This window comes from Streptomyces sp. NPDC088762 (assembly GCF_044750905.1).
Lineage (GTDB): Bacteria > Actinomycetota > Actinomycetes > Streptomycetales > Streptomycetaceae > Streptomyces.
The window spans coordinates 152,477-173,004 of sequence record NZ_JBIVKT010000010.1 but is presented as its reverse complement, the minus strand read 5'-3'; the positions used below and the strand labels follow the sequence as shown (position 1 = coordinate 173,004).

General features: G+C 72.4%; 20 protein-coding genes. 11 read left to right on the top strand and 9 right to left on the bottom strand.

Annotated features, from left to right (window positions below; genetic code table 11):
• Positions 1-60: 60 nt before the first annotated feature.
• The gene (locus tag ACIP5M_RS22745; protein WP_401199758.1) at positions 61-1,089 is read right to left on the bottom strand and encodes an endonuclease/exonuclease/phosphatase family protein; all 1,029 of its coding nucleotides are present in this window, start codon (positions 1,087-1,089) and stop codon (positions 61-63) included.
• A gap of 288 nt (positions 1,090-1,377) precedes the next feature.
• Between ACIP5M_RS22745 and panB the strand changes: the two genes are divergently transcribed.
• The 3 genes from panB to ACIP5M_RS22730 all read left to right on the top strand — a co-directional run bounded on the left by panB (position 1,378) and on the right by ACIP5M_RS22730 (position 4,214).
• A complete protein-coding gene (gene panB, locus ACIP5M_RS22740; protein ID WP_401199756.1) occupies positions 1,378-2,268 on the top strand; it encodes a 3-methyl-2-oxobutanoate hydroxymethyltransferase in 891 nt (296 codons plus the stop codon).
• Positions 2,269-2,367: 99 nt separating this feature from the next.
• The gene (locus tag ACIP5M_RS22735) at positions 2,368-3,366 is read left to right on the top strand and encodes an ATP-binding cassette domain-containing protein (RefSeq protein ID WP_401199754.1); all 999 of its coding nucleotides are present in this window, start codon (positions 2,368-2,370) and stop codon (positions 3,364-3,366) included.
• Complete coding sequence (locus ACIP5M_RS22730) at positions 3,363-4,214, top strand: ABC transporter permease (protein ID WP_401199752.1); 852 nt, start codon at positions 3,363-3,365, stop codon at positions 4,212-4,214. Before ACIP5M_RS22735 ends, ACIP5M_RS22730 begins: the two co-directional genes overlap by 4 nt.
• Before the next feature lie 59 nt (positions 4,215-4,273).
• Here ACIP5M_RS22730 and ACIP5M_RS22725 read toward each other — a convergent pair whose 3' ends face one another.
• Positions 4,274-7,615 carry an AfsR/SARP family transcriptional regulator gene (locus ACIP5M_RS22725; protein ID WP_401199751.1) on the bottom strand — a complete coding sequence of 1,114 codons (3,342 nt, stop codon included), beginning with the start codon at positions 7,613-7,615 and terminating at the stop codon, positions 4,274-4,276.
• A gap of 74 nt (positions 7,616-7,689) precedes the next feature.
• Here ACIP5M_RS22725 and ACIP5M_RS22720 point away from each other — a divergent pair, with 74 nt between their 5' ends.
• Positions 7,690-8,490, top strand: coding sequence for a site-2 protease family protein (locus ACIP5M_RS22720; RefSeq protein ID WP_401199749.1), 801 nt, complete (start codon positions 7,690-7,692; stop codon positions 8,488-8,490).
• Between the two features lie 4 nt (positions 8,491-8,494).
• Here the strand turns inward: ACIP5M_RS22720 and ACIP5M_RS22715 are convergent, their stop codons facing one another.
• Together ACIP5M_RS22715 and npdG are read right to left on the bottom strand one after the other, a co-directional pair.
• The gene (locus ACIP5M_RS22715; RefSeq protein ID WP_401199747.1) at positions 8,495-8,692 is read right to left on the bottom strand and encodes a hypothetical protein; all 198 of its coding nucleotides are present in this window, start codon (positions 8,690-8,692) and stop codon (positions 8,495-8,497) included.
• Between the two features lie 86 nt (positions 8,693-8,778).
• Positions 8,779-9,495, bottom strand: a complete 717-nt coding sequence (npdG, locus tag ACIP5M_RS22710) for an NADPH-dependent F420 reductase (RefSeq protein ID WP_401199745.1) — start codon at positions 9,493-9,495, stop codon at positions 8,779-8,781.
• Between the two features lie 95 nt (positions 9,496-9,590).
• On the opposite strand from npdG, the gene ACIP5M_RS22705 reads away from it, so the two are divergent.
• Positions 9,591-10,196 carry a hypothetical protein gene (locus ACIP5M_RS22705; RefSeq protein ID WP_401199743.1) on the top strand — a complete coding sequence of 202 codons (606 nt, stop codon included), beginning with the start codon at positions 9,591-9,593 and terminating at the stop codon, positions 10,194-10,196.
• Between the two features lie 31 nt (positions 10,197-10,227).
• Here the strand turns inward: ACIP5M_RS22705 and ACIP5M_RS22700 are convergent, their stop codons facing one another.
• Complete coding sequence (locus tag ACIP5M_RS22700; protein ID WP_401199741.1) at positions 10,228-10,464, bottom strand: hypothetical protein; 237 nt, start codon at positions 10,462-10,464, stop codon at positions 10,228-10,230.
• Between the two features lie 72 nt (positions 10,465-10,536).
• Between ACIP5M_RS22700 and map the strand changes: the two genes are divergently transcribed.
• Positions 10,537-11,394 carry a type I methionyl aminopeptidase gene (map, locus tag ACIP5M_RS22695; RefSeq protein ID WP_401199739.1) on the top strand — a complete coding sequence of 286 codons (858 nt, stop codon included), beginning with the start codon at positions 10,537-10,539 and terminating at the stop codon, positions 11,392-11,394.
• A gap of 113 nt (positions 11,395-11,507) precedes the next feature.
• Positions 11,508-12,155 carry a heme oxygenase (biliverdin-producing) gene (locus ACIP5M_RS22690; protein WP_401199737.1) on the top strand — a complete coding sequence of 216 codons (648 nt, stop codon included), beginning with the start codon at positions 11,508-11,510 and terminating at the stop codon, positions 12,153-12,155.
• 26 nt (positions 12,156-12,181) lie between these two features.
• Here ACIP5M_RS22690 and ACIP5M_RS22685 read toward each other — a convergent pair whose 3' ends face one another.
• The gene (locus tag ACIP5M_RS22685; RefSeq protein ID WP_401199735.1) at positions 12,182-12,838 is read right to left on the bottom strand and encodes a PhzF family phenazine biosynthesis protein; all 657 of its coding nucleotides are present in this window, start codon (positions 12,836-12,838) and stop codon (positions 12,182-12,184) included.
• A gap of 366 nt (positions 12,839-13,204) precedes the next feature.
• Here ACIP5M_RS22685 and efeO point away from each other — a divergent pair, with 366 nt between their 5' ends.
• The 3 genes from efeO to efeU are packed head-to-tail and all read left to right on the top strand — an operon-like array spanning position 13,205 to position 16,562.
• Complete coding sequence (gene efeO, locus ACIP5M_RS22680; RefSeq protein ID WP_401199733.1) at positions 13,205-14,359, top strand: iron uptake system protein EfeO; 1,155 nt, start codon at positions 13,205-13,207, stop codon at positions 14,357-14,359.
• A 36-nt stretch (positions 14,360-14,395) separates the two neighbouring features.
• Complete coding sequence (gene efeB, locus ACIP5M_RS22675; RefSeq protein ID WP_401199731.1) at positions 14,396-15,685, top strand: iron uptake transporter deferrochelatase/peroxidase subunit; 1,290 nt, start codon at positions 14,396-14,398, stop codon at positions 15,683-15,685.
• Between the two features lie 25 nt (positions 15,686-15,710).
• Positions 15,711-16,562 (top strand): iron uptake transporter permease EfeU, encoded by an 852-nt coding sequence (gene efeU, locus ACIP5M_RS22670; protein ID WP_401199729.1) that lies wholly within the window; start codon positions 15,711-15,713, stop codon positions 16,560-16,562.
• A gap of 45 nt (positions 16,563-16,607) precedes the next feature.
• On the opposite strand, the gene ACIP5M_RS22665 is transcribed toward efeU, so the two are convergent.
• From ACIP5M_RS22665 to ACIP5M_RS22655, 3 genes are all read right to left on the bottom strand, one after another.
• A complete protein-coding gene (locus tag ACIP5M_RS22665; protein ID WP_401199727.1) occupies positions 16,608-17,141 on the bottom strand; it encodes a GNAT family N-acetyltransferase in 534 nt (177 codons plus the stop codon).
• Positions 17,142-17,282: 141 nt separating this feature from the next.
• Complete coding sequence (locus ACIP5M_RS22660; RefSeq protein ID WP_401199725.1) at positions 17,283-18,155, bottom strand: PhzF family phenazine biosynthesis protein; 873 nt, start codon at positions 18,153-18,155, stop codon at positions 17,283-17,285.
• A gap of 76 nt (positions 18,156-18,231) precedes the next feature.
• Complete coding sequence (locus tag ACIP5M_RS22655) at positions 18,232-18,993, bottom strand: SDR family oxidoreductase (protein ID WP_401199723.1); 762 nt, start codon at positions 18,991-18,993, stop codon at positions 18,232-18,234.
• 108 nt (positions 18,994-19,101) lie between these two features.
• On the opposite strand from ACIP5M_RS22655, the gene ACIP5M_RS22650 reads away from it, so the two are divergent.
• A complete protein-coding gene (locus ACIP5M_RS22650; RefSeq protein WP_401199722.1) occupies positions 19,102-20,469 on the top strand; it encodes a multidrug effflux MFS transporter in 1,368 nt (455 codons plus the stop codon).
• Positions 20,470-20,528 lie beyond the last annotated feature (59 nt).

Genomic DNA, 20,528 nt, shown 5'->3' with positions numbered 1-20,528 from the left:
GCGGGGGCCCTCCCCTGCGTCTGCCTGCGCCTGCTTCTCCTGCGCCTGCTTCTCCTGCGTCTACTTCTTCACCGTCAGCCGCGCCGCGACCGGGAGGTGGTCGCTACCCGTGCGCGGAAGCGTCCAGGAGGCCTCCGGCTTCATGCCGCGGACCATGATCTGGTCGATGCGGGCCATCGGGAACTGGGCCGGCCAGCTGAAACCGAACCCGTCGCCCGCCGCGCCCTGCGTGGAGCGCATCTGCGAGGTGACCTCGGACAGGGCCCGGTCGTTCATCGTCCCGTTGAGGTCGCCGAGCAGCAGGACCTTGCGCAGCGGTTCGGCGGCGAGCGCGGAGCCGAGCGCGTCGGCGCTGTTGTCGCGCTGGTTGGCGGTGAAGCCGGCGTTCAGCTTGACCCGGACCGAGGGAAGGTGGGCGACGTAGACGCCGATGTCGCCCTCGGGGGTGGCCACGGTCGTGCGCATGGCGCGGGTCCAGCCCAGCCGGATGTCCACGGGCCTGCTGGAGGTCAGCGGGTACTTGCTCCACACGCCGACCGTGCCCTCGACCGCGTGGTACTTGTACGTGCCCGCCAGGGCCTTCTCGTAGACGGGGACGGCGCTGCCCTTGAGCTCGGTCAGGGCCAGGACGTCCGCCCCGGACTTCGCCACGGATTCGGCGGTGCCGCGCGGATCGGGATTGTCGGCGTCGACGTTGTGGGTGGCGACCATGAGGTTGCCGCCCCGGCCGGACTTGTCGGTGACCAGTCCCCCGAACAGGTTCACCCAGACCGCGGCCGTCAGCAGGATCGCGATGAGCGCGGTGGCCGACCTGCGGTACACGGCCGCCGCCAGCAGGACCGGGACGGCCAGGCCCAGCCAGGGCAGGAAGGTCTCGGTGAGGCTGCCGAGGTTGCCCACGTCGTTGGGCAGCTCGGCGTGGAAGATCATGACCAGCGCCAGCAGGACGGCGAGGCCGGCGAGGACCAGCCCGCGGCGCCAGATGCCGCGGTCCCCTCTCAGGGCGGCCAGCCGGCGCCGGAAGCGGGATCCGGAGGGCTCGTGCTCCGAGCCGCCATTCCCCATTTCCGTCAGATACGCCTGTGCCATGCCGCTGCCCTCACTGCCGTGCTCGCGCTCCGTCCCCGCCCCTTGACCCTAGGCGATGTACGGAGCCTTACGTGTCCTACGTCACGACCGTTCGTCACGGTCGTACGTCCGGGAGGACGAACGGCCGTACGCCACGGGTTCCGCTTGTCACGAAACGCGCACATTGACGCGCCCGGGCCGGGCGCGCCCCCCGGAGCACTTCCGCCACGGGCCCGGCGGATGCCACCATGGTGGGTGAGTCCGGGGACACCGTGAGGGTGCCTCGAGATGACACAAGGAGCAGTTGCAATGACGCATGCCGTTTCGCCTGCCCGCGAACCCGCAGCCGCCGCCACCGCCACCGCCACGTCGGGTACCCCCACCCTGTACGGAGGCACGGGCACCCGCCGCATCACCGTCCGCGACCTGACCCTCGCCAAGGAACGCGGCGAGAAGTGGCCCATGCTCACCGCCTACGACGCGATGACCGCGTCCGTGTTCGACGAGGCCGGCATCCCGGTGATCCTCGTCGGCGACTCGATGGGCAACTGCCACCTCGGCTACGACTCCACCGTGCCGGTGACCATGGAGCAGATGACCATGCTGTCGGCGGCCGTCGTGCGCGGCACCCGCCGGGCGCTGGTCATCGGCGACATGCCGTTCGGCTCGTACCAGGAAGGCGCCGTGCAGGCGCTGCGCAGCGCCACCCGGCTCGTGAAGGAGGCGGGGGTCGGAGCGGTGAAGCTGGAGGGCGGCGAGCGCTCGCTGCACCAGACCGAGCTGATCGTGCAGGCCGGCATCCCCGTCATGTCCCACCTGGGGCTGACCCCGCAGTCGGTGAACGCCATGGGCTACCGGGTGCAGGGCCGCGGCGACGAGGCCGCGCACCAGCTGCTGCGCGACGCCAAGGCGGCGCAGGACGCGGGCGCCTTCGCGGTGGTGCTGGAGCTGGTTCCGGCCGAGCTGGCCGCCGAGGTCACCCGGTCCCTGCACATTCCGACGGTCGGCATCGGCGCCGGCGCGGAGTGCGACGCGCAGGTGCTGGTGTGGACCGACATGATGGGTCTGACCGGCGGGAAGATGCCGAAGTTCGTCAAGCAGTACGCGCAGCTGCGCCAGACCATGGGTGACGCGGCGAAGGCCTTCGCGCAGGACGTCGTCGGCGGAACGTTCCCGCAGGAGGAGCACGCCTTCCACTAGTCATCGAGTGCCGTACCGACAGCCCGCCGACCGTGCGTCGGCGGGCTGTCGGCTGCCTGTCGGTCTGCTGTCGGTCGTTTGTCAGTGGCGGCTGGTCCCATGGTGGACATGACGCGAAACGACAAGACGCACAACGCCGTCGAAGTACGGGGGCTGGTCAAGCACTACGGCGAGACCAAGGCCCTCGACGGTGTCGACCTGGACGTCCGCGAGGGCACCGTCCTCGGGGTCCTGGGTCCCAACGGCGCCGGCAAGACCACCCTGGTCCGCTGCCTGTCCACCCTGATCACCCCCGACGCCGGGACGGCGACGGTCGCGGGCTACGACGTGGTCCGCCAGCCGCGGCAGCTGCGCCGCACCATAGGCCTCACCGGTCAGTACGCCTCGGTCGACGAGAAGCTCTCCGGCTGGGAGAACCTCTACATGATCGGCCGGCTGCTGGACCTGTCCCGCAAGGACGCCCGCCTGCGCGCCGACGAGATGCTGGAGCGCTTCTCCCTGACCGAGGCGGCCAAGAAGGCCGTCATGAACTACTCCGGCGGCATGCGGCGCCGGCTCGACCTCGCCGCCTCGCTGATCGGCAACCCGGCCGTGCTCTACCTGGACGAGCCGACCACCGGCCTGGACCCCCGTACCCGCAACGAGGTCTGGGACGAGGTCCAGCGGCTGGTCGCCGAGGGGGCCACCGTGCTGCTGACCACCCAGTACATGGAGGAGGCCGAGCAGCTCGCGAGCGAGCTGACGGTCATCGACCGGGGCAAGGTCATCGCCAACGGCAAGGTCGACGAGCTGAAGGCGCGCGTCGGCGGCCGCACCCTGCGGATCCGGCCTGCGGACGCGGCGGACCTGCCGAGCGTCGCCCGCTCGCTGGCCGAGGCCGGACTGGACGGAGTGGCCGGCTCCCAGGCCGTGCCGGACGAGGGCGTGCTCCTCGTCCCGATCCTGAGCGACGCACAACTGACCGCAGTGGTCGGCCTGCTGGCGGCCCGCGGGTACGCCATCGCCGACATCAGCACCTACCTGCCCAGCCTGGACGAGGTGTTCCTGTCCATCACGGGCCAGAAGCCCGCCATCATCACCGAGGAGGTCGCGGCATGAGCTCCGTAACCACGACGAAGCCCACCGGCCAGGCGGCCGCCCCGGCCGCGGCCGCCGCGGCGTCCGACGAGGGCCGGATCGGCCTGCGGGCCAACCTGCGCCACATCGGCGCCCTGGTCCGGCGCAACGCCCTGCAGATCAAGCAGGACCCCGAGTCGATGTTCGACGTCCTGTTCATGCCGATCATCTTCACGCTGCTGTTCGTGTTCGTCTTCGGCGGCGCGATCTCCGGCAAGGGCAACCAGGGCGAGTACGTCAACTACGTGGTGCCCGGCCTGATGGCCATGATGGGCATGAACATCGCGATGGGCGTCGGCACCGGCGTCAACGACGACTTCAAGAAGGGCGTGATGGACCGGTTCCGGTCCATGCCGATCGCCCGGTCGTCGGTACTCCTCGCGAAGATCGTCGTCGAGCTCGGGCGCATGATGGTCGCCATCGCGATCCTGCTCACCGTCGGCTTCATGCTCGGCCTGTCGATCAAAAGCTCCGTGCTCGACCTGTTCCTCGCCATCGGGCTGTCGGCGGTCTTCGGCGCCTCGCTGATGTGGATCTTCATCCTGCTCGGCCTCACCCTGAAGACCGCCCAGGCGGTGCAGGGCATGGCGATGATCGTCCTGATGCCGTTGCAGTTCGGCAGCTCGATCTTCGCCCCGCCGACGACCATGCCCGGCTGGCTGCAGAGCTTCACGGACTACAACCCGCTGTCCAACCTCGCCGACGCGGCCCGCGCCCTGATCAACGGCACCCCGCTCGGCAACTCCGTGTGGATCACCCTGGCCTGGTCGGCCGCCATCACGGCGGTCACCATGCCGATCGCGGTCCGCAAGTTCCGCCAGAAGACCTGATCCGGGTCGGCCGGTCCGTTCGGATCGCGTCCCGGACGGGCCCCTGACCGGGGGCCGGGTCAGAAGAGGGCGGCGGCTTCCTCCAGGGTGAGGCCGCCGCCCTTGGCGTACGCCTCCTCGTAGGCGGTGTCGCCGAGCGCCGCCCGTGCCAGCTCCTCGGCACGGGCGGCGTCTTCGCGCTCCGTGGTGACGGGGAAGTGCCCGGGCGGCAGGTGGGCCCGGTACGCGCCGAGCAGCCTGGCGGCGTCGTACTCCCGCTGCCGGCCGCCGAGCGAGACCAGGGACACCGCCGCCGTCACCAGGAAGACCGCGGGCAGCTGCGGGGCGACCATCAGCGCGAGCGGGTTGTCCAGGGCCTCCATGGCCTCGTGCACCCGCAGCAGCGCCTCCTCGTGCTTGCCCTCCTGGTTGTCCAGCCAGGCCGTCGTGGCGAGCAGGAAGACGTCGAAGACGGCGAAGGCGCCCATGGCGAACTCCTCGCGCAGCGCCCGGATCTGGGCACGGGCCTCCGGGATCCGCCCGGTGCGGCCCAGGATGGCGGCGAGGAACATCCGGGCCGCGGGCATCGCCTCGTTGCCGAACCGCTGCACGGTGGCGACCGTCCCGGTCAGGATCTCCTCGGCCTCGGTCATCCGGCCGCTCTCGACGAGGGAGCCGGCCATCCGCACCCGCAGGACCGTCACCTGCGCCTTCGCGCCGAGGCGTTCGGCATACGCGATCGCCGCGAGGTAATCGTGGGCGGCCGGCCCGTACTCGCCGCGCCTCTCGCGGGCCTCGGCCCGGGCGGACAGCGCCTCCGCGCAGCCCCAGGCGTCACCGAGCTCCCGGAAGAGGGCCAGGCTCTCCTCCGCGTCGCGGGAGGCGTCACCGGCCCAGTCGGCGCGGTTGGCGAGGATGTTGGCGCGCAGCTGGAGCGCCGAGGCCAGTTCCCACCGGTAGCCGAGCGAACGGGCCGTCTCGACGGTCTTGTCGACGACCTCCTTGAGCAGGCCGGGGTCGCCCGCGATCATGACGGCGTAGATCCACAGGGAGCCCGGCGTCCGGCAGGTCTGCGGGAGCCCGGGCCGGTACGTGGCGAGCACGCCGTCGATCTGGGCCCGGACCTCCGGGTTGTCCCAGTCGGGGCTGGTCTGGTCACGCGAGGCCAGCCGTACCAGGTTCAGGGCGCGCCAGCCCTCGGCGAGCACGTCATCGGTGTAGGGCGGGGGCGTGTCCACGAGCCGCTCGTACACGGGCTCCGCGGGGACGATCGGCGGCACGAAGGGGTCGGGGCCGAGGGCGGCGGCCGCTTCGGTCCAGTGCCGGGACTCGGCGCGCAGGTCCTGCATGTGCCAGTACCAGCCCAGCGCGTGGACCAGGCACAGGACTTCGCCGATGTCGCGGGTGGCGACGGCCCGGCGCAGGGCGGTACGGAGGTTCTCGTACTCGGTGGCGATCCGGTCGGCGGCCGCCCGCTGGCCGTGGCCGCGGAGCAGGGGCTCGCTGGTGCGGGCGAGTTCGCGGTAGTGGACGAGGTGGCGGCGCCCGGTGTCCTCGAGGTCGCCGGCGGTCTCGGCCAGGCGCTCGGCGGCGTACTCGCCGACGGTCTCCAGGAGGCGGTAGCGCATGGCCGAGCCGTCGGGGCCGGGGGCGGCCACGACGAGGGACTTGTCGACGAGGGAACCGAGGGTGTCGGCGACGTCGAGTCCGGTCCCGTCGGCGCAGACGGCTTCTGCGGCGGCGAGGTCGCAGCCGCCGGCGAAGACGGACAGCCGGGCGAGGACGGCCCGTTCGGGCTTGTCGAGGAGGTCCCAGGACCAGTCGACGACGGCGCGCAAGGTCTGCTGGCGGGGCAGGACCGTACGGGCGCCGCTGGTCAGGAGGCGGAAGCGGTCGTCGAGGCGGTCGGCGATCTGGCGCGGGGTCAGCAGCCGCAGCCGGGCCGCGGCCAGCTCGATGGCGAGCGGCAGGCCGTCGAGGCGGCGGCAGATCTCGGCGCAGGCCGCCGGGTCGTCCGCGGTGCTGAACCCGGGCCGGGCGGCGGCCCCGCGGTCGGCGAGCAGCCGCAGCGCGACGGGGTCGGGCAGCGGTTCCACCGGGCGCAGGGTCTCCCCCGGCACACCGAGGGGTTCGCGGCTGGTGGCGAGGACCTGCACGCCGGGGCAGCGGGCGAGGACCTCCTCGGCGAGTGCGGCGGCCGCCCCGATGACGTGCTCGCAGTTGTCGAGGAGCAGCAGCATCCGCCGCCGGGCGGCGTACTCGACGAGCCGCTCCAAGGGGTCGTCCCCGGCGCGGTCGGTCAGCGCCCGCAATTCCTCGGCGGCGGCGCCGCGCAGCTTGGTCTCCCGCGCCCCGAGGGCGGCGAGCACCGCCTCGGGTACGTCCTCGGGGTCGTCCACGGGGGCGAGTTCGACGAGCCACACCCCGTCGGGCCAGGTCCCGTCGGGCCGGCCCCCCGCGGTATGCGCCTCGGCGGCCTCCTGCGACAGCCGGGTCTTCCCGGCCCCGCCGGGCCCGAGCAGGGTGACGAGCCGGGCCCGGCGCAGGTCCTCGCCGATGACGCGGATGTCCTGCTCCCGGCCGACGAAGGTGGTCAGCCGCGCCCGCAGGTTCCCCGGCCCGTACGTCTCGGGCGCCGGGGGCGGGTACGGGCCCGGTCCGGGGTCGCCGGAGGCCGCGGCGGCGTGGGCAGGCGGATGCGGCCCCGGCTGCGCGGGGGCGAGGAGGTCGGCGTGCAGGGCCCGTAGCGCGGGGCCCGGGTCGGCGCCCAGACGGTCGGCGAGGTCGCGGCGCACCGCGTCGTAGGCGGCCAGGGCTTCGGCCGGGCGGCCCGCGTCACGCAGGGCCCGGATGCGCAGGGCCTGGAGGGGCTCGTCGAGGGGGTGCTGCGCGCACAGCGCGGTCAGCTCCGGCAGGGCCCGGTCGGCCTCGCCCAGGGCGAGGGCCGCCGCGAGCCGGCCCCGGCGCGCGTCCGCCCGTACGGCCTCCCAGCGCGCGGCCTCCGCGGCCGGGTCCGGGAGGTCCGCCAGCGCGGGTCCGCGCCACAGGGCGAGGGCCTCGTCGTACAGGGCGGCCGCACCGGCCGCATCCGGCGCCCCGGCCGCGGCCCGGGTCAGCCGCTCGAAGCGGTACAGGTCGATGTCCTCCCGCTCGGCAGCCAGCAGGTAGCCGCCCTCCGCGGAGCGCACGGCCCCGGGCCCCAGCGCCCGCCTCAGCCGGGCGACCAGCGCCTGCAGGGCGGCCACCGCCTCGGCCGGCGGGTCCCCGTCCCACACCTCGGCGACCAGCAGGTGCGCCGGGACCGCCCGCCCCGGCCGCAGGGCGAGCGCCGTCAGCAGCGCCCGCAGGCGCGCGCCACCGACGGCGACGGGTGTCCCGTCGTCGCCGAAGGCCTGGGTGGTGCCGAGAATCGCGTAACGCACCGGCCCATTGTCCCCGGTACCCGTGCTTGACCCCGCCCCCTTTACGACGCCCGGCGCGGGATAGGTTTCGCCGCATGGGTCACCAGGGCAGCCGCGGTGAGCGGCAGATCAGTTCCGTATTCCTCGGCATCGTCGCCGTCATGGCGGTGACCGGCTGGGCCGTGTGGACGGGGTACTCGACGAGCACCGGGCTCGCGGTGTTCCTCTTCGTGACCGCGGCGTGGATCGTGTCCCTCTGCCTCCACGAGTACGCGCACGCCCGCACCGCCCTGCACGGCGGCGACCTCACCGTCGGCGCCAAGGGCTACCTGACGCTGAACCCCCTCAAGTACACGCACGCGCTGCTCAGCATCATCCTGCCGGTGATCTTCGTGATCCTGGGCGGTCTCGGCCTTCCCGGCGGCGCCGTGTACATCGAGCGGGACCGGATCCAGGGCCGCTGGAAGCACAGCCTCATCTCGGCGGCGGGTCCGCTGACGAACGTGGCCTTCGCCGTGGTGTGCACGGCCCCGTTCTGGCTGGACGCCCTCGACGGCGTCCCCCAGGCCTTCCGCTTCGCGCTCGCCTTCCTCGCCCTGCTCCAGGTCTCGGCGGCGATCCTGAACTTCCTGCCGGTACCGGGCCTGGACGGCTACGGGGTGATCGAGCCCTGGCTGTCGTACCGGGTGCGGCGCGAGGTGGCGCCGCTGGCGCCCTTCGGCCTGATCGCGGTCTTCGCGCTGCTGTGGATCCCGGAGGTGAACGCGTTCTTCTTCGACGCGGTGCGCGGGGTGCTGTCGGGCCTGGGCGTGTCCGACCTGGAGACATACTGCGGCCGCGACCTCTACCGCTTCTGGCAGGACACCAACGGCTTCTGCGCGGTCCCGCAGTCCTAGGTCCCTAGGGGGTGCCGGCGCCGTGCCCGGCGGCGGTCTTCTGAGCCTTCGCCTTGCGGGCGTAGTACCAGGCCATGTTGGACGTGAGGCCCGCCAGCAGCACCCACACGATCCCGAGGAAGCTGCCCTGCACGAAGGCGACGACGGCCGCGGCCACCGCCAGAACGCAGACGACAACGGCGAAGACGGCAAGGCGGGGCATGGGAAGAGCTCCTCGGGGACACGGAACGGGGTCGAGCCCCTCCAGTGTCCCCCATGCCCCGCAGTGCTCCCGTAAAGGCGGAGGACTCAGACGTCCGTGACGCGCAGGCCCGCGTGGGCCTTGTAGCGGCGGTTGGCCGAGATCAGGTTGGCGACCAGCGATTCGACCTGGTGGGCGTTGCGCAGCCGGCCGGCGAAGACTCCGCGCATGCCGGGGATGCGGGCGGCCAGGGCCTGGACGATGTCCGTGTCCGCGCGGGCTTCGCCGAGGACCATCACGTCGGTGTCGATCTCGTCGACCGACTCGTCCTGGAGGAGGACCGCCGAGAGGTGGTGGAAGGCCGCCGTGACGCGGGAGTCCGGGAGCAGGGCGGCGGCCTGCTGGGCGGCGCTGCCCTCCTCGACCCGGAGGGCGTAGGCGCCCTGCTTGTCGAAGCCCAGCGGGTTCACGCAGTCCACGACGAGCTTGCCGGCGAGGTCCTCGCGCAGCGCTTCGAGGGTCTTGGCGTGGCCCTCCCACGGCACCGCGATGATGACGATGTCGCTGCGGCGCGCGCACTCGGCGTTGTCGGCGCCCTCCACGCCGAGGCCCAGTTCCTCCGCGGCCGTCCGGGCGCGGTCGGCGGCCCGGGAGCCGATGATCACCTTCTGTCCGGCGCGGGCGAGCCGGTAGGCCAGGCCGCGCCCCTGGTCGCCGGTGCCGCCGAGGACGCCGACGACGAGGCCGGAGACGTCGGGCAGGTCCCAGGGGTCCTTGGCCGGTGCCTTGGCGGGGGGCTGCTGCGTGCTGTCTGTGGAGGTCATGGGGGCGAGGGTAACCCCGGGATCCGCAGAGTCGAACGGGGGTGAGGCGGGGGGAACCGCTCCCCACGGTCCCTCCCATACGGCAGGATGCCGTCATGGATGCCGTGAGAGTCGCGCTGCTGCGCGAGGTCCTCGCCGGTACGCAGTGGCCGGGCGCCGCGCGGCGGTTCGCCGGGGCCCTGCGGCGCTCGGTCGTACCGGCCGGCGGGAACCTGCTGCTGGTGGGGACCGAGCAGTACGAGCCCTGGCATCTGGCGGCGCACCTGGTGGACGAGGCCGCCTGGTCGGGGCTGCCGGAGCTGGCGCCCACGCTCGTCCGCCACCGGGTGCTGGCCGGCGAGCCGCCGCACCTGTCGGTGGGGCTGGGCAGGCTGGAGGCGGCCCGGCGCGGGCACACGCTCCTGGTGGTGGCTCCGCGGGAGCCGGGCGAGGGGCTGCTGGAGCGGGTGCACGACGCCCGCCGCGCGGGAGCGACCGTACTGTCGCTGGACGGCGGGGATCCGGATCTGCGGACGCTCGCGCACGACGCGCTGTCGGTGGCGGAGGGAACCGCCGAGCTGGATCTGGACACCGTGCAGCACCTGGTCAGTGCGGCGGCCGGGGAGAACGGCCTGCCGGCGCAGCGCGGGCCGCGCCGCTTCCGGGACCGGCTGGCGCGGCTGGCCGATCAGCTGACCGCCCCGCCGCCCAGTCGCTGGTAGGAGCCCGGAGCCGGTGGTTACCGGCAGGTCCCTACGGCGTCGTGCCTTCCTCGCCCTCGCGGGTCTTGTCGTTCCACTTCGGGTCGTTCTGCCATTCCAGGTTGCGTTCCTCCGCCGTCTCCATGGCGTGGGCCGCCTCCGCGGGCGTCGCGTAGGGGCCGAAACGGTCCTTCGCCGGGCACTCGGGGCCTTCCTCGACCTTCTTGTGGACCAGGCAGTAGAACCACTCGCCGGGTTTGCCCACCTGGCGCTTCTTGAACAGGGCCATCGCTGTCGGGCTCCTCTCGATACCGCTCTCTGCCGCCATGCTGCCCCATCCCCGCTGGATACACTCGCTTGCATGTCTGGCCAGTCGCTGCTCGTACCAGGCGAGCTTTCTCCCGTCCGTTCCGTTCCCGGAAACATCCGCCGGCCCGAGTACGTGGGCAAGCCCGCGCCCACGCCGTACACCGGACCGGAGGTGCAGTCGGCCGAGACCATCGAGGCCATGCGCATCGCCGGCCGCATCGCCGCCCAGGCGATGGAAGAGGCCGCCAAGCTGATCGCCCCGGGGGTGACCACCGACGAGCTGGACCGGGTCGCGCACGAGTACATGTGCGACCACGGCGCCTACCCGTCGACGCTGGGCTACCGGGGCTTCCCCAAGTCGCTGTGTTCCTCGGTCAACGAGGTCATCTGCCACGGCATCCCCGACTCCACCGTCCTGCGCGACGGCGACATCGTGAACCTCGACGTGACCGCCTACATCGGCGGCGTCCACGGCGACAACAACGCCACCTACCTGTGCGGGGACGTCGACGAGGAGTCGCGGCTGCTGGTGGAGCGGACGCGCGAGGCGCTGAACCGGGCCGTCAAGGCCGTCAAGCCGGGCCGCCAGATCAATGTCATCGGCCGCGTCATCGAGTCGTACGCGAAGCGCTTCGGCTACGGCGTGGTCCGGGACTTCACGGGCCACGGCATCAACTCGTCCTTCCACTCCGGCCTGATCATCCCGCACTACGACAGCCCGCACGCCACCACCGTCATCGAGCCCGGGATGACCTTCACCATCGAGCCGATGCTGACCCTGGGCACCCACGAGTACGACATGTGGGAGGACGGCTGGACGGTCGTCACGAAGGACCGCAAGCGGACCGCGCAGTTCGAGCACACGCTCGTGGTGACGGACAGCGGGGCGGAGATCCTGACCCTGCCGTAGGATTTTTTTACCGACAGTCCGTCGGGAACACGTTGACTTAGGCATGCCTAAGCAGGAGGATCGGGTGTGGCGGCACGGTTGCCACGCCTGTTCCCCCTTCCTGGAGGTCCGTCTTGGACGCCTTCTCTACGGTCATTCGCGTCGCTTCGCACGAGCAGCACACCGAGGCGGAGACGTCGACCTTCATGAGCGACCTGCTGGGCGGGCGGCTCGGCGTGGACGCGTACGCGCGCTACACCGAGCAGCTGTGGTTCGTGTACCGGGCCCTGGAGGACGCGGCCGAGTCCCTGAAGGACGATCCGGTCGCCGGCCCCTTCATCCGTCCCGAGCTGATGCGCGTCGCCGAGCTCGAGCGGGACCTGGCGCACCTGCTGGGGCCCGAGTGGCGCGCAAGCGTGTCGGCGCTGCCCGCCACCGAGGCGTACGCCGCGCGGGTGGCCCGGTGCGCGGCCGAGTGGCCGGGCGGGTACGTCGCCCACCACTACACGCGCTACCTGGGCGACCTGTCCGGCGGCCAGATCATCCGCGACAAGGCGGAGCGGACGTGGGGCTTCGCGCGCAAGGGCGACGGCGTCCGCTTCTACGTCTTCGCGGACATCTCCAACCCCGCCGCCTTCAAGCGGACCTACCGGGAGCTGCTCGACGCGATCGCCGCGGACGACCTGGAGAAGCAGCGCATCATCGACGAGTGCAAGCGCGCCTTCGACTTCAACGGCGCGGTCTTCCGCGAGCTGGGCGAGCATTTCCGGCTCAGCGCGTAGAGCAGGCTGGGCTTGCGGATCGGCCCCTACGCGGGCGCGGCGAAGCGGACGCGGCCGCCGATCTCGACGGTGCCGTCGGGGCCGGGAGCCGTGAGGATCTGGGACCCGGCGCCCTGGGTGATGTTCAGGGCGCGGTTCAGCTGGGCGGTCAGCAGGAGCGCCGCCGAGCCCGTGGCCTCGTCCTCCGCGATCACCCCGTCGGCACGGCGCGGAAAACCGCGGGCCCGGATCCGGCCCGCGGCCTCGTCCTCCCAGGCCCAGGCGTACAGCCAGCCCTCGCCCGGCGGCGGGGCGGGCAGCGCCTCGACCTCGGCGACGGACCCGTACTGCTCGGTGCGCTTGCCCTCCACCCACTCGGCGCGGGCCGTGATCCACGTGAACTCCCCGTCGTCACGGGCCCATACGGATCCGGCCGGCGGCTGGAGCTGCTCGATGTCCAGCAGCCAGGCGAGCCCGACCAGCGGGTGCCCGGCGAAGGCCATCCGCGTGCCGGGGGTGCGGATGTCGACGATCCCGCGCTCGGGGTCGTCGACGAAGACGGTCTCGCTGTAGCCCAGTTCGGCCGCCAGCGCCTGCCGCGAGGCGTCGTCGGGGCAGGTGCGGCCGTCGCGTACGACACCGAGCAGGTTGCCGAACCGGCCGTCGGCCGCGCAGAAGACCTTCAGGACGTCGAGATCGTTCACCCGGGCATTCAAGCACGGCTCGGCGCAGGGCCGGCCGAGGCGTTCGGGGGAGCCCCGCCGGGCCGCGTCCGCCGGGAGCCGGTGGAGCTCCAGCCGCATGCGCGAACCGGGGTTCCGCTTGTCCTTCCGATACGCGGTGAAGCCCGTCCCGCAGTACGGAACGGTCACTCCGGCTTGACCTCCGCTTGACCCTTCCATGGGGTGGCCGTGAAGGGCCCGTGACAGCGCCGTGTCCACCGGCACAAGGTGAGAGCTGAATCACTGGACGAGTGGGTATGGGTCAGGTAAGCCTCGGTTAAGTTAGGTCCGCCTCACCGGCCCTCCCCCCTGGGACGGGCCCGATTCGTCCGACGCCCAGGAGCCCGCATGCGCCCCGCCCGCCTCTCCGTCATCGCCGCCGCCTCCGTCGCGGCGGCTCTGACCGCCGTCACCGGCTGCTCCCAGAAGAGCGACGCGGGCGGCGACGGCGCGATCAAGGTCGCGGCCTCCGACAGCGCCTGCGAGGTGTCGAAGACCGAGTTCCCTGCGGGCAAGGTGCAGATCGACGTCGAGAACAAGGGCTCCAAGGTCACCGAGGTCTACGTCCTGTTCCCGGACGCCCGCATCGTGACCGAGCGCGAGAACATCGGCCCCGGCACCAAGGCCTCCATCACCGCCGAGATCAAGGCGGGCGAGTACGAGATCGTCTGCAAGCCCGGCATGAAGGGCGACGGCATCTCCCAGAAGGTCAAGGCCACCGGCAAGGGCGCCGCCGAGGAGAAGCGCAGCCCCGAGGCCGACGCCGCGGTCGCCGCCTACCGCGCCTACGTGGTCGCCCAGGCCGAGGAGACCCTCCCCAAGGCGCAGGCCTTCGCCGACGCCGTCAAGGCCGGTGACATCGAGACCGCGAAGAAGCTGTACGCCCCCTCCCGCATCGGCTGGGAGCGCACCGAGCCGGTCGCCGAGTCCTTCGGCGACATCGACCCGAAGGTCGACGTCCGCGAGGACGGCCTGGAGGCCGGCCAGGACCCGGCGAAGGACTGGACGGGCTGGCACCGCCTGGAGAAGTCCCTGTGGGCCGACAACAAGATCGACGACAACGACAAGAAGCTCGCCGACACCCTGATCGCGGACCTGACCGACTGGCAGAAGAAGGTCGGCACGGCGGAGATCAGCCCCTCCTCGATGGCCAACGGCGCCAAGGAGCTCCTCGACGAGGTCGCCACCGGCAAGGTCACGGGTGAGGAGGAGCGCTACTCCCGCACCGACCTCGTCGACTTCAAGGCCAACATCGAGGGCGCGCAGAAGGCGTACGAGCTGCTCAAGCCGATCGCCGCGAAGAACGACCCGGAGCTCGCCAAGCAGCTGGACACCCAGTTCGCCGCGATGAACGGGCTGCTGGACAAGTACCGCGCCGACAAGACCTCCTACGAGTTCACCGCGTACGACAAGGTCGGCGACGCGGAGCGCAAGGAGCTCTCGGACGCCGTCAGCGCCCTCGGTGAGCCGCTCTCCAAGCTCGCCGCCGCGGTCACCAAGTAACAGCACGGTCGAGATCGAAGGAGGCGGGAGACCACGATGACCGAATCCGGGTCGGAGCCGGCGGCGCAGCAGCAGCCGCAGGCGGAAGAGCAGAACGGCGCCGGCGCGCCCTCCCGGCGCGCCGTGCTGGGCTGGGGCGGCGCCGGGCTCGCGCTCGGCGCGGCCGCGGCCGGCGGTGCGGTGGCCGCACTGGGCAACGGCTCGGACATGGTCTCGGCGGCCTCCGCCGGGGCGGCCGTGCCGTTCCACGGGGAGCACCAGGCCGGTATCGCGAGCGCCGTGCAGGACCGCCTGCACTTCGCGGCCTTCGACGTGAAGACGAACAGCCGCGAGGAGCTGGTCAAGCTCCTCAAGGAGTGGACCGAGGCCGCCCGCCTGATGACGGCCGGCCTGCCGGTCGGCGACGTGTACGAGGGCCTGCCGGAGGCCCCGCCCACCGACACCGGCGAGGCCCTCGGCCTGAAGGCCTCCCGCCTCACCCTGACCATCGGTTTCGGTCCGGGCCTGTTCGCCAAGAACCGGTTCGGTCTGGAGGGCAAGCGCCCCGAGGCCCTGGTCGACCTGGAGCTGTTCCCCGGTGACAACCTGGACCCGGCCCGCTCCGGCGGCGACCTCTGCGTCCAGGCCTGCGCCGACGACCCCCAGGTCGCCGTGCACGCGATCCGCCAGCTGGCCCGCATCGGCTTCGGCAAGACCGTGGTGCGCTGGTCGCAGCTGGGCTTCGGCAAGACCTCCTCGACCACGCCCGACGAGCAGACCCCGCGCAACATGATGGGCTTCAAGGACGGCACCCGGAACATCTCGGGCACCGACAAGGCGGCCCTGGACAAGCACGTGTGGGTCGGCCCCGGCGACGGCAGCGACTGGATGACCGGCGGCTCCTACCTGGTGGCCCGCCGCATCCGGATGAACATCGAGATCTGGGACCGCACCCCCCTGCAGGAGCAGGAGGACATCTTCGGCCGCGACAAGGGCGAGGGTGCCCCCGTCGGCAAGTCCAAGGAGCGCGACGAGCCGTTCCTGAAGGCGATGAAGCCCGAGGCGCACGTCCGCCTCGCGCACCCGGACACCAACAACGGTGCGACCATCCTGCGCCGCGGCTACTCCTTCACGGACGGCACGGACGGTCTGGGCCGCCTCGACGCGGGCCTGTTCTTCCTCGCCTACCAGCGCGACGTCCGCAAGGGATTCATCCCCATCCAGCGCAACCTGGCGAAGTCCGACGTCCTCAACGAATACATCCAGCACGTGGGTTCGGCGATCTTCGCCGTCCCGCCGGGCGTCCGCGACAAGGACGACTGGTGGGGCCGGACGCTGTTCGCCTAGTCCCCGCCGGAGAGGAACAAACGCCGTGTTCGGCAACTATCTGATCGGCCTGCGCGAGGGGCTGGAGGCCAGCCTGGTCGTCTGCATCCTCGTCGCGTACCTGGTCAAGACCGAGCGCCGGGACGCCCTGCGTCCCGTGTGGCTCGGCATCGGGATCGCCTGCGGGCTGTCGCTCGCGTTCGGCGCCATGCTCGAATTCGGCACCCAGGAGCTGACCTTCGAGGCTCAGGAGCTGCTGGGCGGCAGCCTGTCGATCGTCTCGGTGGGTCTGGTGACGTGGATGGTCTTCTGGATGAAGCGCACCGCGCGGCACCTGAAGGCCGAACTGCACGGCAAGCTCGACACGGCGCTCGCCATGGGCACCGGCGCGCTGGTCGCCACCGCCTTCCTGGCCGTCGGCCGGGAAGGCCTGGAGACCGCCCTGTTCGTGTGGGCGTCCGTACGGGCCAGCGGCGAGGGTTCCTCGGCGCCGCTGATCGGGGTGCTGCTGGGCATCGCGACGGCGATCGTGCTGGGGTACCTCTTCTACCGCGGCGCCCTGAAGATCAACCTGGCGAAGTTCTTCCGCTGGACCGGCGGCATGCTGGTCGTCGTGGCCGCGGGCGTGCTCGCGTACGGGGTCCACGACCTCCAGGAGGCCCGCTTCCTCGGCGGCCTGAACGACAGGGCCTTCGACATCAGCGCGGTCGTCCCGCCGGACAGCTGGTACGGCACCCTGCTCAAGGGCGTCTTCAACTTCCAGCCGGACCCGACCGTGCTCCAGCTGTCGGTGTGGGCGCTGTACCTGGTGCCGGTGCTGGCGCTGTTCCTGGTGGACCAGAGCCGTCCGGCGGACAAGAAGCAGTCCTCCGACACCACCCCCGTCAGCAGCGGCTGACGCGGCAGCCCTGCGACGGGCTGTGGTGGCCGGCTTTCCCGCCGGTCACCACAGCCTGTCGGTGTTTCCGGGGTGGAGCGGGACGCGGACGCCGGTGAAGGCTGCCCGGTCCCGGTCCGGATCGTCCGTGAAGAAGGCCGCCAGGACCGTCTTGTCGAAGCCCGGCTCGTCGGTGGCCAGCGGCCGCTCGGGCGTCCCGCCGACCAGGACCGTGCCGGGCAGCGCCGTGAACCCGGCCGCCTCGTAGAACGGCGCCAGCGGCCGGTCGCAGCTGAACAGCGCCAGGTCCACGGCCCGATCCGCCGCCAGCTCGGCGCGGGCCGCCGCCACCAGCCGGCCGCCGATCCCCCGCCCGCGCAGCGCGGCCCGCGTCACGACCGCGCTGAGCCCGGCCGCCCGGTACGTCCGCCCCGCGAGGCCGATCTCCTTGTACAGCAGCGCCAGTGAGGCGGCCACCGTGCCGTCGCCGTCCACGAGCAGCAGCGCGCGCGGGACGAGCGCGGGATCGTGGCCCGGCGTGGAACCCGGCCAGGCGGCGGCCTCCAGGTCCGCGACCTGCCGGGCCAGTGCCGCGGGCACGTCGGCCTCCGCACACCCGAGCACCACCGGATCCGGATTCACCCCGGGACTCCGCCCCGCGTCTTCGAGCCGCGCCACATCAGCCCCACCGTGCGTCGAGGAGCGGGGTCCGGGGCAGGGCCCCGGCGGCGCCGCACCCGCTCACGGGATCCGTACTCCCGCCCCGCCGACCCTGACCCGGGGGTCACCGGCGCGCAGTTCCACCGTGAGCACCCCCGGCCGGCCCATGTCCTCGCCCTGGTGGAGGGTGAGCACGGCGTCCTCCGGGACCAGTCCGAGCTCGCGGGCGTACGCGCCGAAGGCGGCAGCGGCGGCTCCGGTGGCGGGATCCTCGACGACCCCGCCGACCGGGAAGGGGTCCCGTACGTGGAACTCGGCCGGGCCCGCCCGGTGCACCAGCTGGACCGTGGTGAGGTCCAGGCGCCGCATCAGGGCCTCCAGCCGGGCGAAGTCGTAGGCGAGGTCCGCGAGCCGGGCCCGGGTGGCGGCGCCGAGCACCAGGTGCCGTGCGCCGGCGTAGGCGATCCGGGGCGGGAACGACGGGTCCAGGTCCGCCTCCGGCCAGTCCAGCGCGGCCAGCGCCTCGGCGAGGTCGGCCGCGCCGATCTCCTCGGTGTGCGGCTCGACGCTGGTCAGGGTGGCCCGGAAGCCCGCGTCCGACGCGGTCACCGACACCGGGACGGTCCCCGCGCGGGTCGCGAGGACCAGCTCGCCGGGGCCGATCCGCTCCCCGAGCGCCACGGCGGTGGCCACCGTGGCGTGCCCGCAGAAGGGGACCTCCGCCTTCGGGCTGAAGTACCGCACGGTGAACGACCGGCCGGGCAGGCCGCCGAGCCCCTCGGGCGGGGCGGTCAGGAAGGCCGTCTCGCTGTAGCCCAGTCCGGCGGCGATCTCCAGCATCGCGCCGTCGTCCAGCCCGGCGGCGTCCAGGACGACCCCGGCGGGGTTGCCGCCTTCGGGGTCCTCGGAGAAGGCGGTGTAGCGCAGTACTTCGGTGTCCGTGGTATCGGTCATGCGGCCATGATCACCCAGCGGCCCGGGCGAGGGCCAGCCCCGTCCGGGCCGGCCGGGAGACACCCCAAGACACTCCCTAGCCGCGTCCGATGTACGGCATGGAGGTCGCCATCACCGTGGCGAACTGCACGTTCGCCTCCAGCGGCAGCTCCGCCATGTGCAGCACCGTGCGGGCCACGTCGGCGGCGTCCATCACCGGTTCGACCGCGAGCTGCCCGTTGGCCTGCAGGATGCCGGTCTGCATCCGCTCGGTCATCTCGGTCGCCGCGTTGCCGATGTCGATCTGCCCGCAGGCGATGCGGTACGGACGCCCGTCGAGCGACAGCGACTTGGTCAGGCCCGTCATGGCGTGCTTGGTCGCGGTGTAGGCGATGGAGTTCGGGCGCGGCACGTGCGCGGAGATGGAGCCGTTGTTGATGATCCGGCCGCCCTGCGGGTCCTGGTGCTTCATCTGGCGGAAGGCGGCCTGCGCGCACAGGAAGGAGCCGGTGAGGTTGACGTCCACGACGGAGCGCCAGGCCTCGTAGCTGATGTCCTCCAGCGGGACCCCGCCCGGGCCGAAGGTGCCCGCGTTGTTGAAGAGCAGGTCGAGGCGCCCGTAGCGCGCGCGGACCGCCTCGAACAGAGCAGTCACGTCGTCCGGATCGCTCACGTCCGTCCGTACGCACAGCACGTCCGCGTCGGCCCCGGCCGCCTCGGCCGTCTCCTCCAGCGGTTCGGTCCGGCGGCCCGCGACGGCCACGGCCCAGCCGGCGGCGGCCAGCGTCAGCGCGACGGAACGGCCGATTCCGGAGCCGGCCCCGGTCACCACGGCGATCTTCTTGGCACTTGCGTTCATGGGGCCGCAGGGTACGTCACACCGGGCTGCGGCCCCGGGACGTTCCGATAGCTGAGAGCATGGTCCGGTCAGGGGTGCACGCAGCAGATCAGAGGACTGGAGTTCCGCATGCCGGAGAGAGCCCCCGCGACGGCCCGCTCAGCCGAGGCGACCGAGCCGTCACCCGAATCGCCCTCCGCACCCGCACCCGCCCCCGCACCCGCCGACACGGCCGGCGACAGGGCCACCGACACGGCCGCCGACGGCACCGGCCCCGTGAAGGCCGCGGCCCGCCGCACCGCCCTCCTCGTCACCTTCATACTCGGGGGCCTCACCGCCCTGCCCCCGCTGTCCATGGACATGTACCTCCCGGCCCTGCCGGAGGTCACCGCCGCCCTGCGCAGCCCGGCCGCGACCGTCCAGCTCACCCTCACCGCCTGCCTCGCCGGCATGGCGCTGGGCCAGCTGGTCATCGGCCCGATGAGCGACAAGTGGGGCCGCCGCCGGCCGCTGCTCACCGGCATGATCGTGTACGTCCTCGCCACCGCCGTCTGCGCCCTCGCCCCGACCGCCGAGCTGCTGATCGCCTTCCGGCTCGTACAGGGCCTGGCAGGGGCGGCCGCGATCGTCATCGCACGGGCCGTCGTGCGCGACCTGTACGACGGCGTCGAGATGGCGAAGTTCTTCTCCACCCTGATGCTGATATCGGGGACCGCCCCGATCATCGCCCCCCTCATCGGCGGGCAGGTGCTGCGCTTCGCCGACTGGCGGGGCGTCTTCGTCATCCTGACCGCCATCGGCACCGCGCTCACCCTGATGGTCTGGCGCGGCCTCGGCGAGACCCTGCCGCCCGAGCGCCGGCACACCGGCGGCCTCGGCTCCACACTGCGGACCATGCGCGGTCTGCTCGGCGACCGGGTCTTCGCCGGCTACACGCTGGCCGGCGGTTTCGCCTTCGCCGTGCTCTTCTCGTACATCTCCGCGTCGCCCTTCGTGGTGCAGGAGATCTACGGTGCTTCGCCCCAGGCCTTCAGCCTGCTCTTCGGGGTCAACTCCGTCGGCCTGATCGCCGTCGGGCAGATCAACGGCAAGCTGCTGGTCGGCCGGGTCAGCCTTGACAAGGCGCTGGCCGTCGGACTCGGCGTCATCGCGCTGGCGTCGGTGTCCCTGCTGCTGATGTCGACCGGGGTGTTCGGGGAGGTCGGGCTGGCGCCGGTCGCGGCCGCGCTGTTCGTCCTGATGTCGGCGATGGGCCTGGTCCTGCCGAACACCAACGCACAGGCCCTGATGCGGACCCCGCACGCGGCGGGTTCGGCGTCGGCGCTGCTCGGCACGTCGTCCTTCCTGATCGGTGCCGTCGCGTCCCCGCTGGTCGGCATCGCGGGCGAGGCCACCGCCGTCCCGATGGCCCTGGTCCAGGTCACGTGCGCCGCCCTGTCGGCCACCTGCTTCCTCACCATGTGCCGCCCCTGGCACCCCCGCGAAACCCCGGCCTAGCCGACCCGCGCGGCGCCGCCACCGGGCCCCCGGCCCAGCCATGGACGCGGCGCCGCCAC

Bases quoted from the DNA above. Each gene is read 5' to 3' on its own strand.
- ACIP5M_RS22745 (WP_401199758.1), bottom strand. From the start codon at position 1,089: ATGGCACAGGCGTATCTGACGGAAATGGGGAATGGCGGCTCGGAGCAC.
- panB (WP_401199756.1), top strand. From the start codon at position 1,378: ATGACGCATGCCGTTTCGCCTGCCCGCGAACCCGCAGCCGCCGCCACC.
- ACIP5M_RS22735 (WP_401199754.1), top strand. From the start codon at position 2,368: ATGGTGGACATGACGCGAAACGACAAGACGCACAACGCCGTCGAAGTA.
- ACIP5M_RS22730 (WP_401199752.1), top strand. From the start codon at position 3,363: ATGAGCTCCGTAACCACGACGAAGCCCACCGGCCAGGCGGCCGCCCCG.
- ACIP5M_RS22720 (WP_401199749.1), top strand. From the start codon at position 7,690: ATGGGTCACCAGGGCAGCCGCGGTGAGCGGCAGATCAGTTCCGTATTC.
- ACIP5M_RS22715 (WP_401199747.1), bottom strand. From the start codon at position 8,692: ATGCCCCGCCTTGCCGTCTTCGCCGTTGTCGTCTGCGTTCTGGCGGTG.
- npdG (WP_401199745.1), bottom strand. From the start codon at position 9,495: ATGACCTCCACAGACAGCACGCAGCAGCCCCCCGCCAAGGCACCGGCC.
- ACIP5M_RS22705 (WP_401199743.1), top strand. From the start codon at position 9,591: ATGGATGCCGTGAGAGTCGCGCTGCTGCGCGAGGTCCTCGCCGGTACG.
- ACIP5M_RS22700 (WP_401199741.1), bottom strand. From the start codon at position 10,464: ATGGCCCTGTTCAAGAAGCGCCAGGTGGGCAAACCCGGCGAGTGGTTC.
- map (WP_401199739.1), top strand. From the start codon at position 10,537: ATGTCTGGCCAGTCGCTGCTCGTACCAGGCGAGCTTTCTCCCGTCCGT.
- efeO (WP_401199733.1), top strand. From the start codon at position 13,205: ATGCGCCCCGCCCGCCTCTCCGTCATCGCCGCCGCCTCCGTCGCGGCG.
- efeB (WP_401199731.1), top strand. From the start codon at position 14,396: ATGACCGAATCCGGGTCGGAGCCGGCGGCGCAGCAGCAGCCGCAGGCG.
- ACIP5M_RS22660 (WP_401199725.1), bottom strand. From the start codon at position 18,155: ATGACCGATACCACGGACACCGAAGTACTGCGCTACACCGCCTTCTCC.
- ACIP5M_RS22655 (WP_401199723.1), bottom strand. From the start codon at position 18,993: ATGAACGCAAGTGCCAAGAAGATCGCCGTGGTGACCGGGGCCGGCTCC.
- ACIP5M_RS22650 (WP_401199722.1), top strand. From the start codon at position 19,102: ATGCCGGAGAGAGCCCCCGCGACGGCCCGCTCAGCCGAGGCGACCGAG.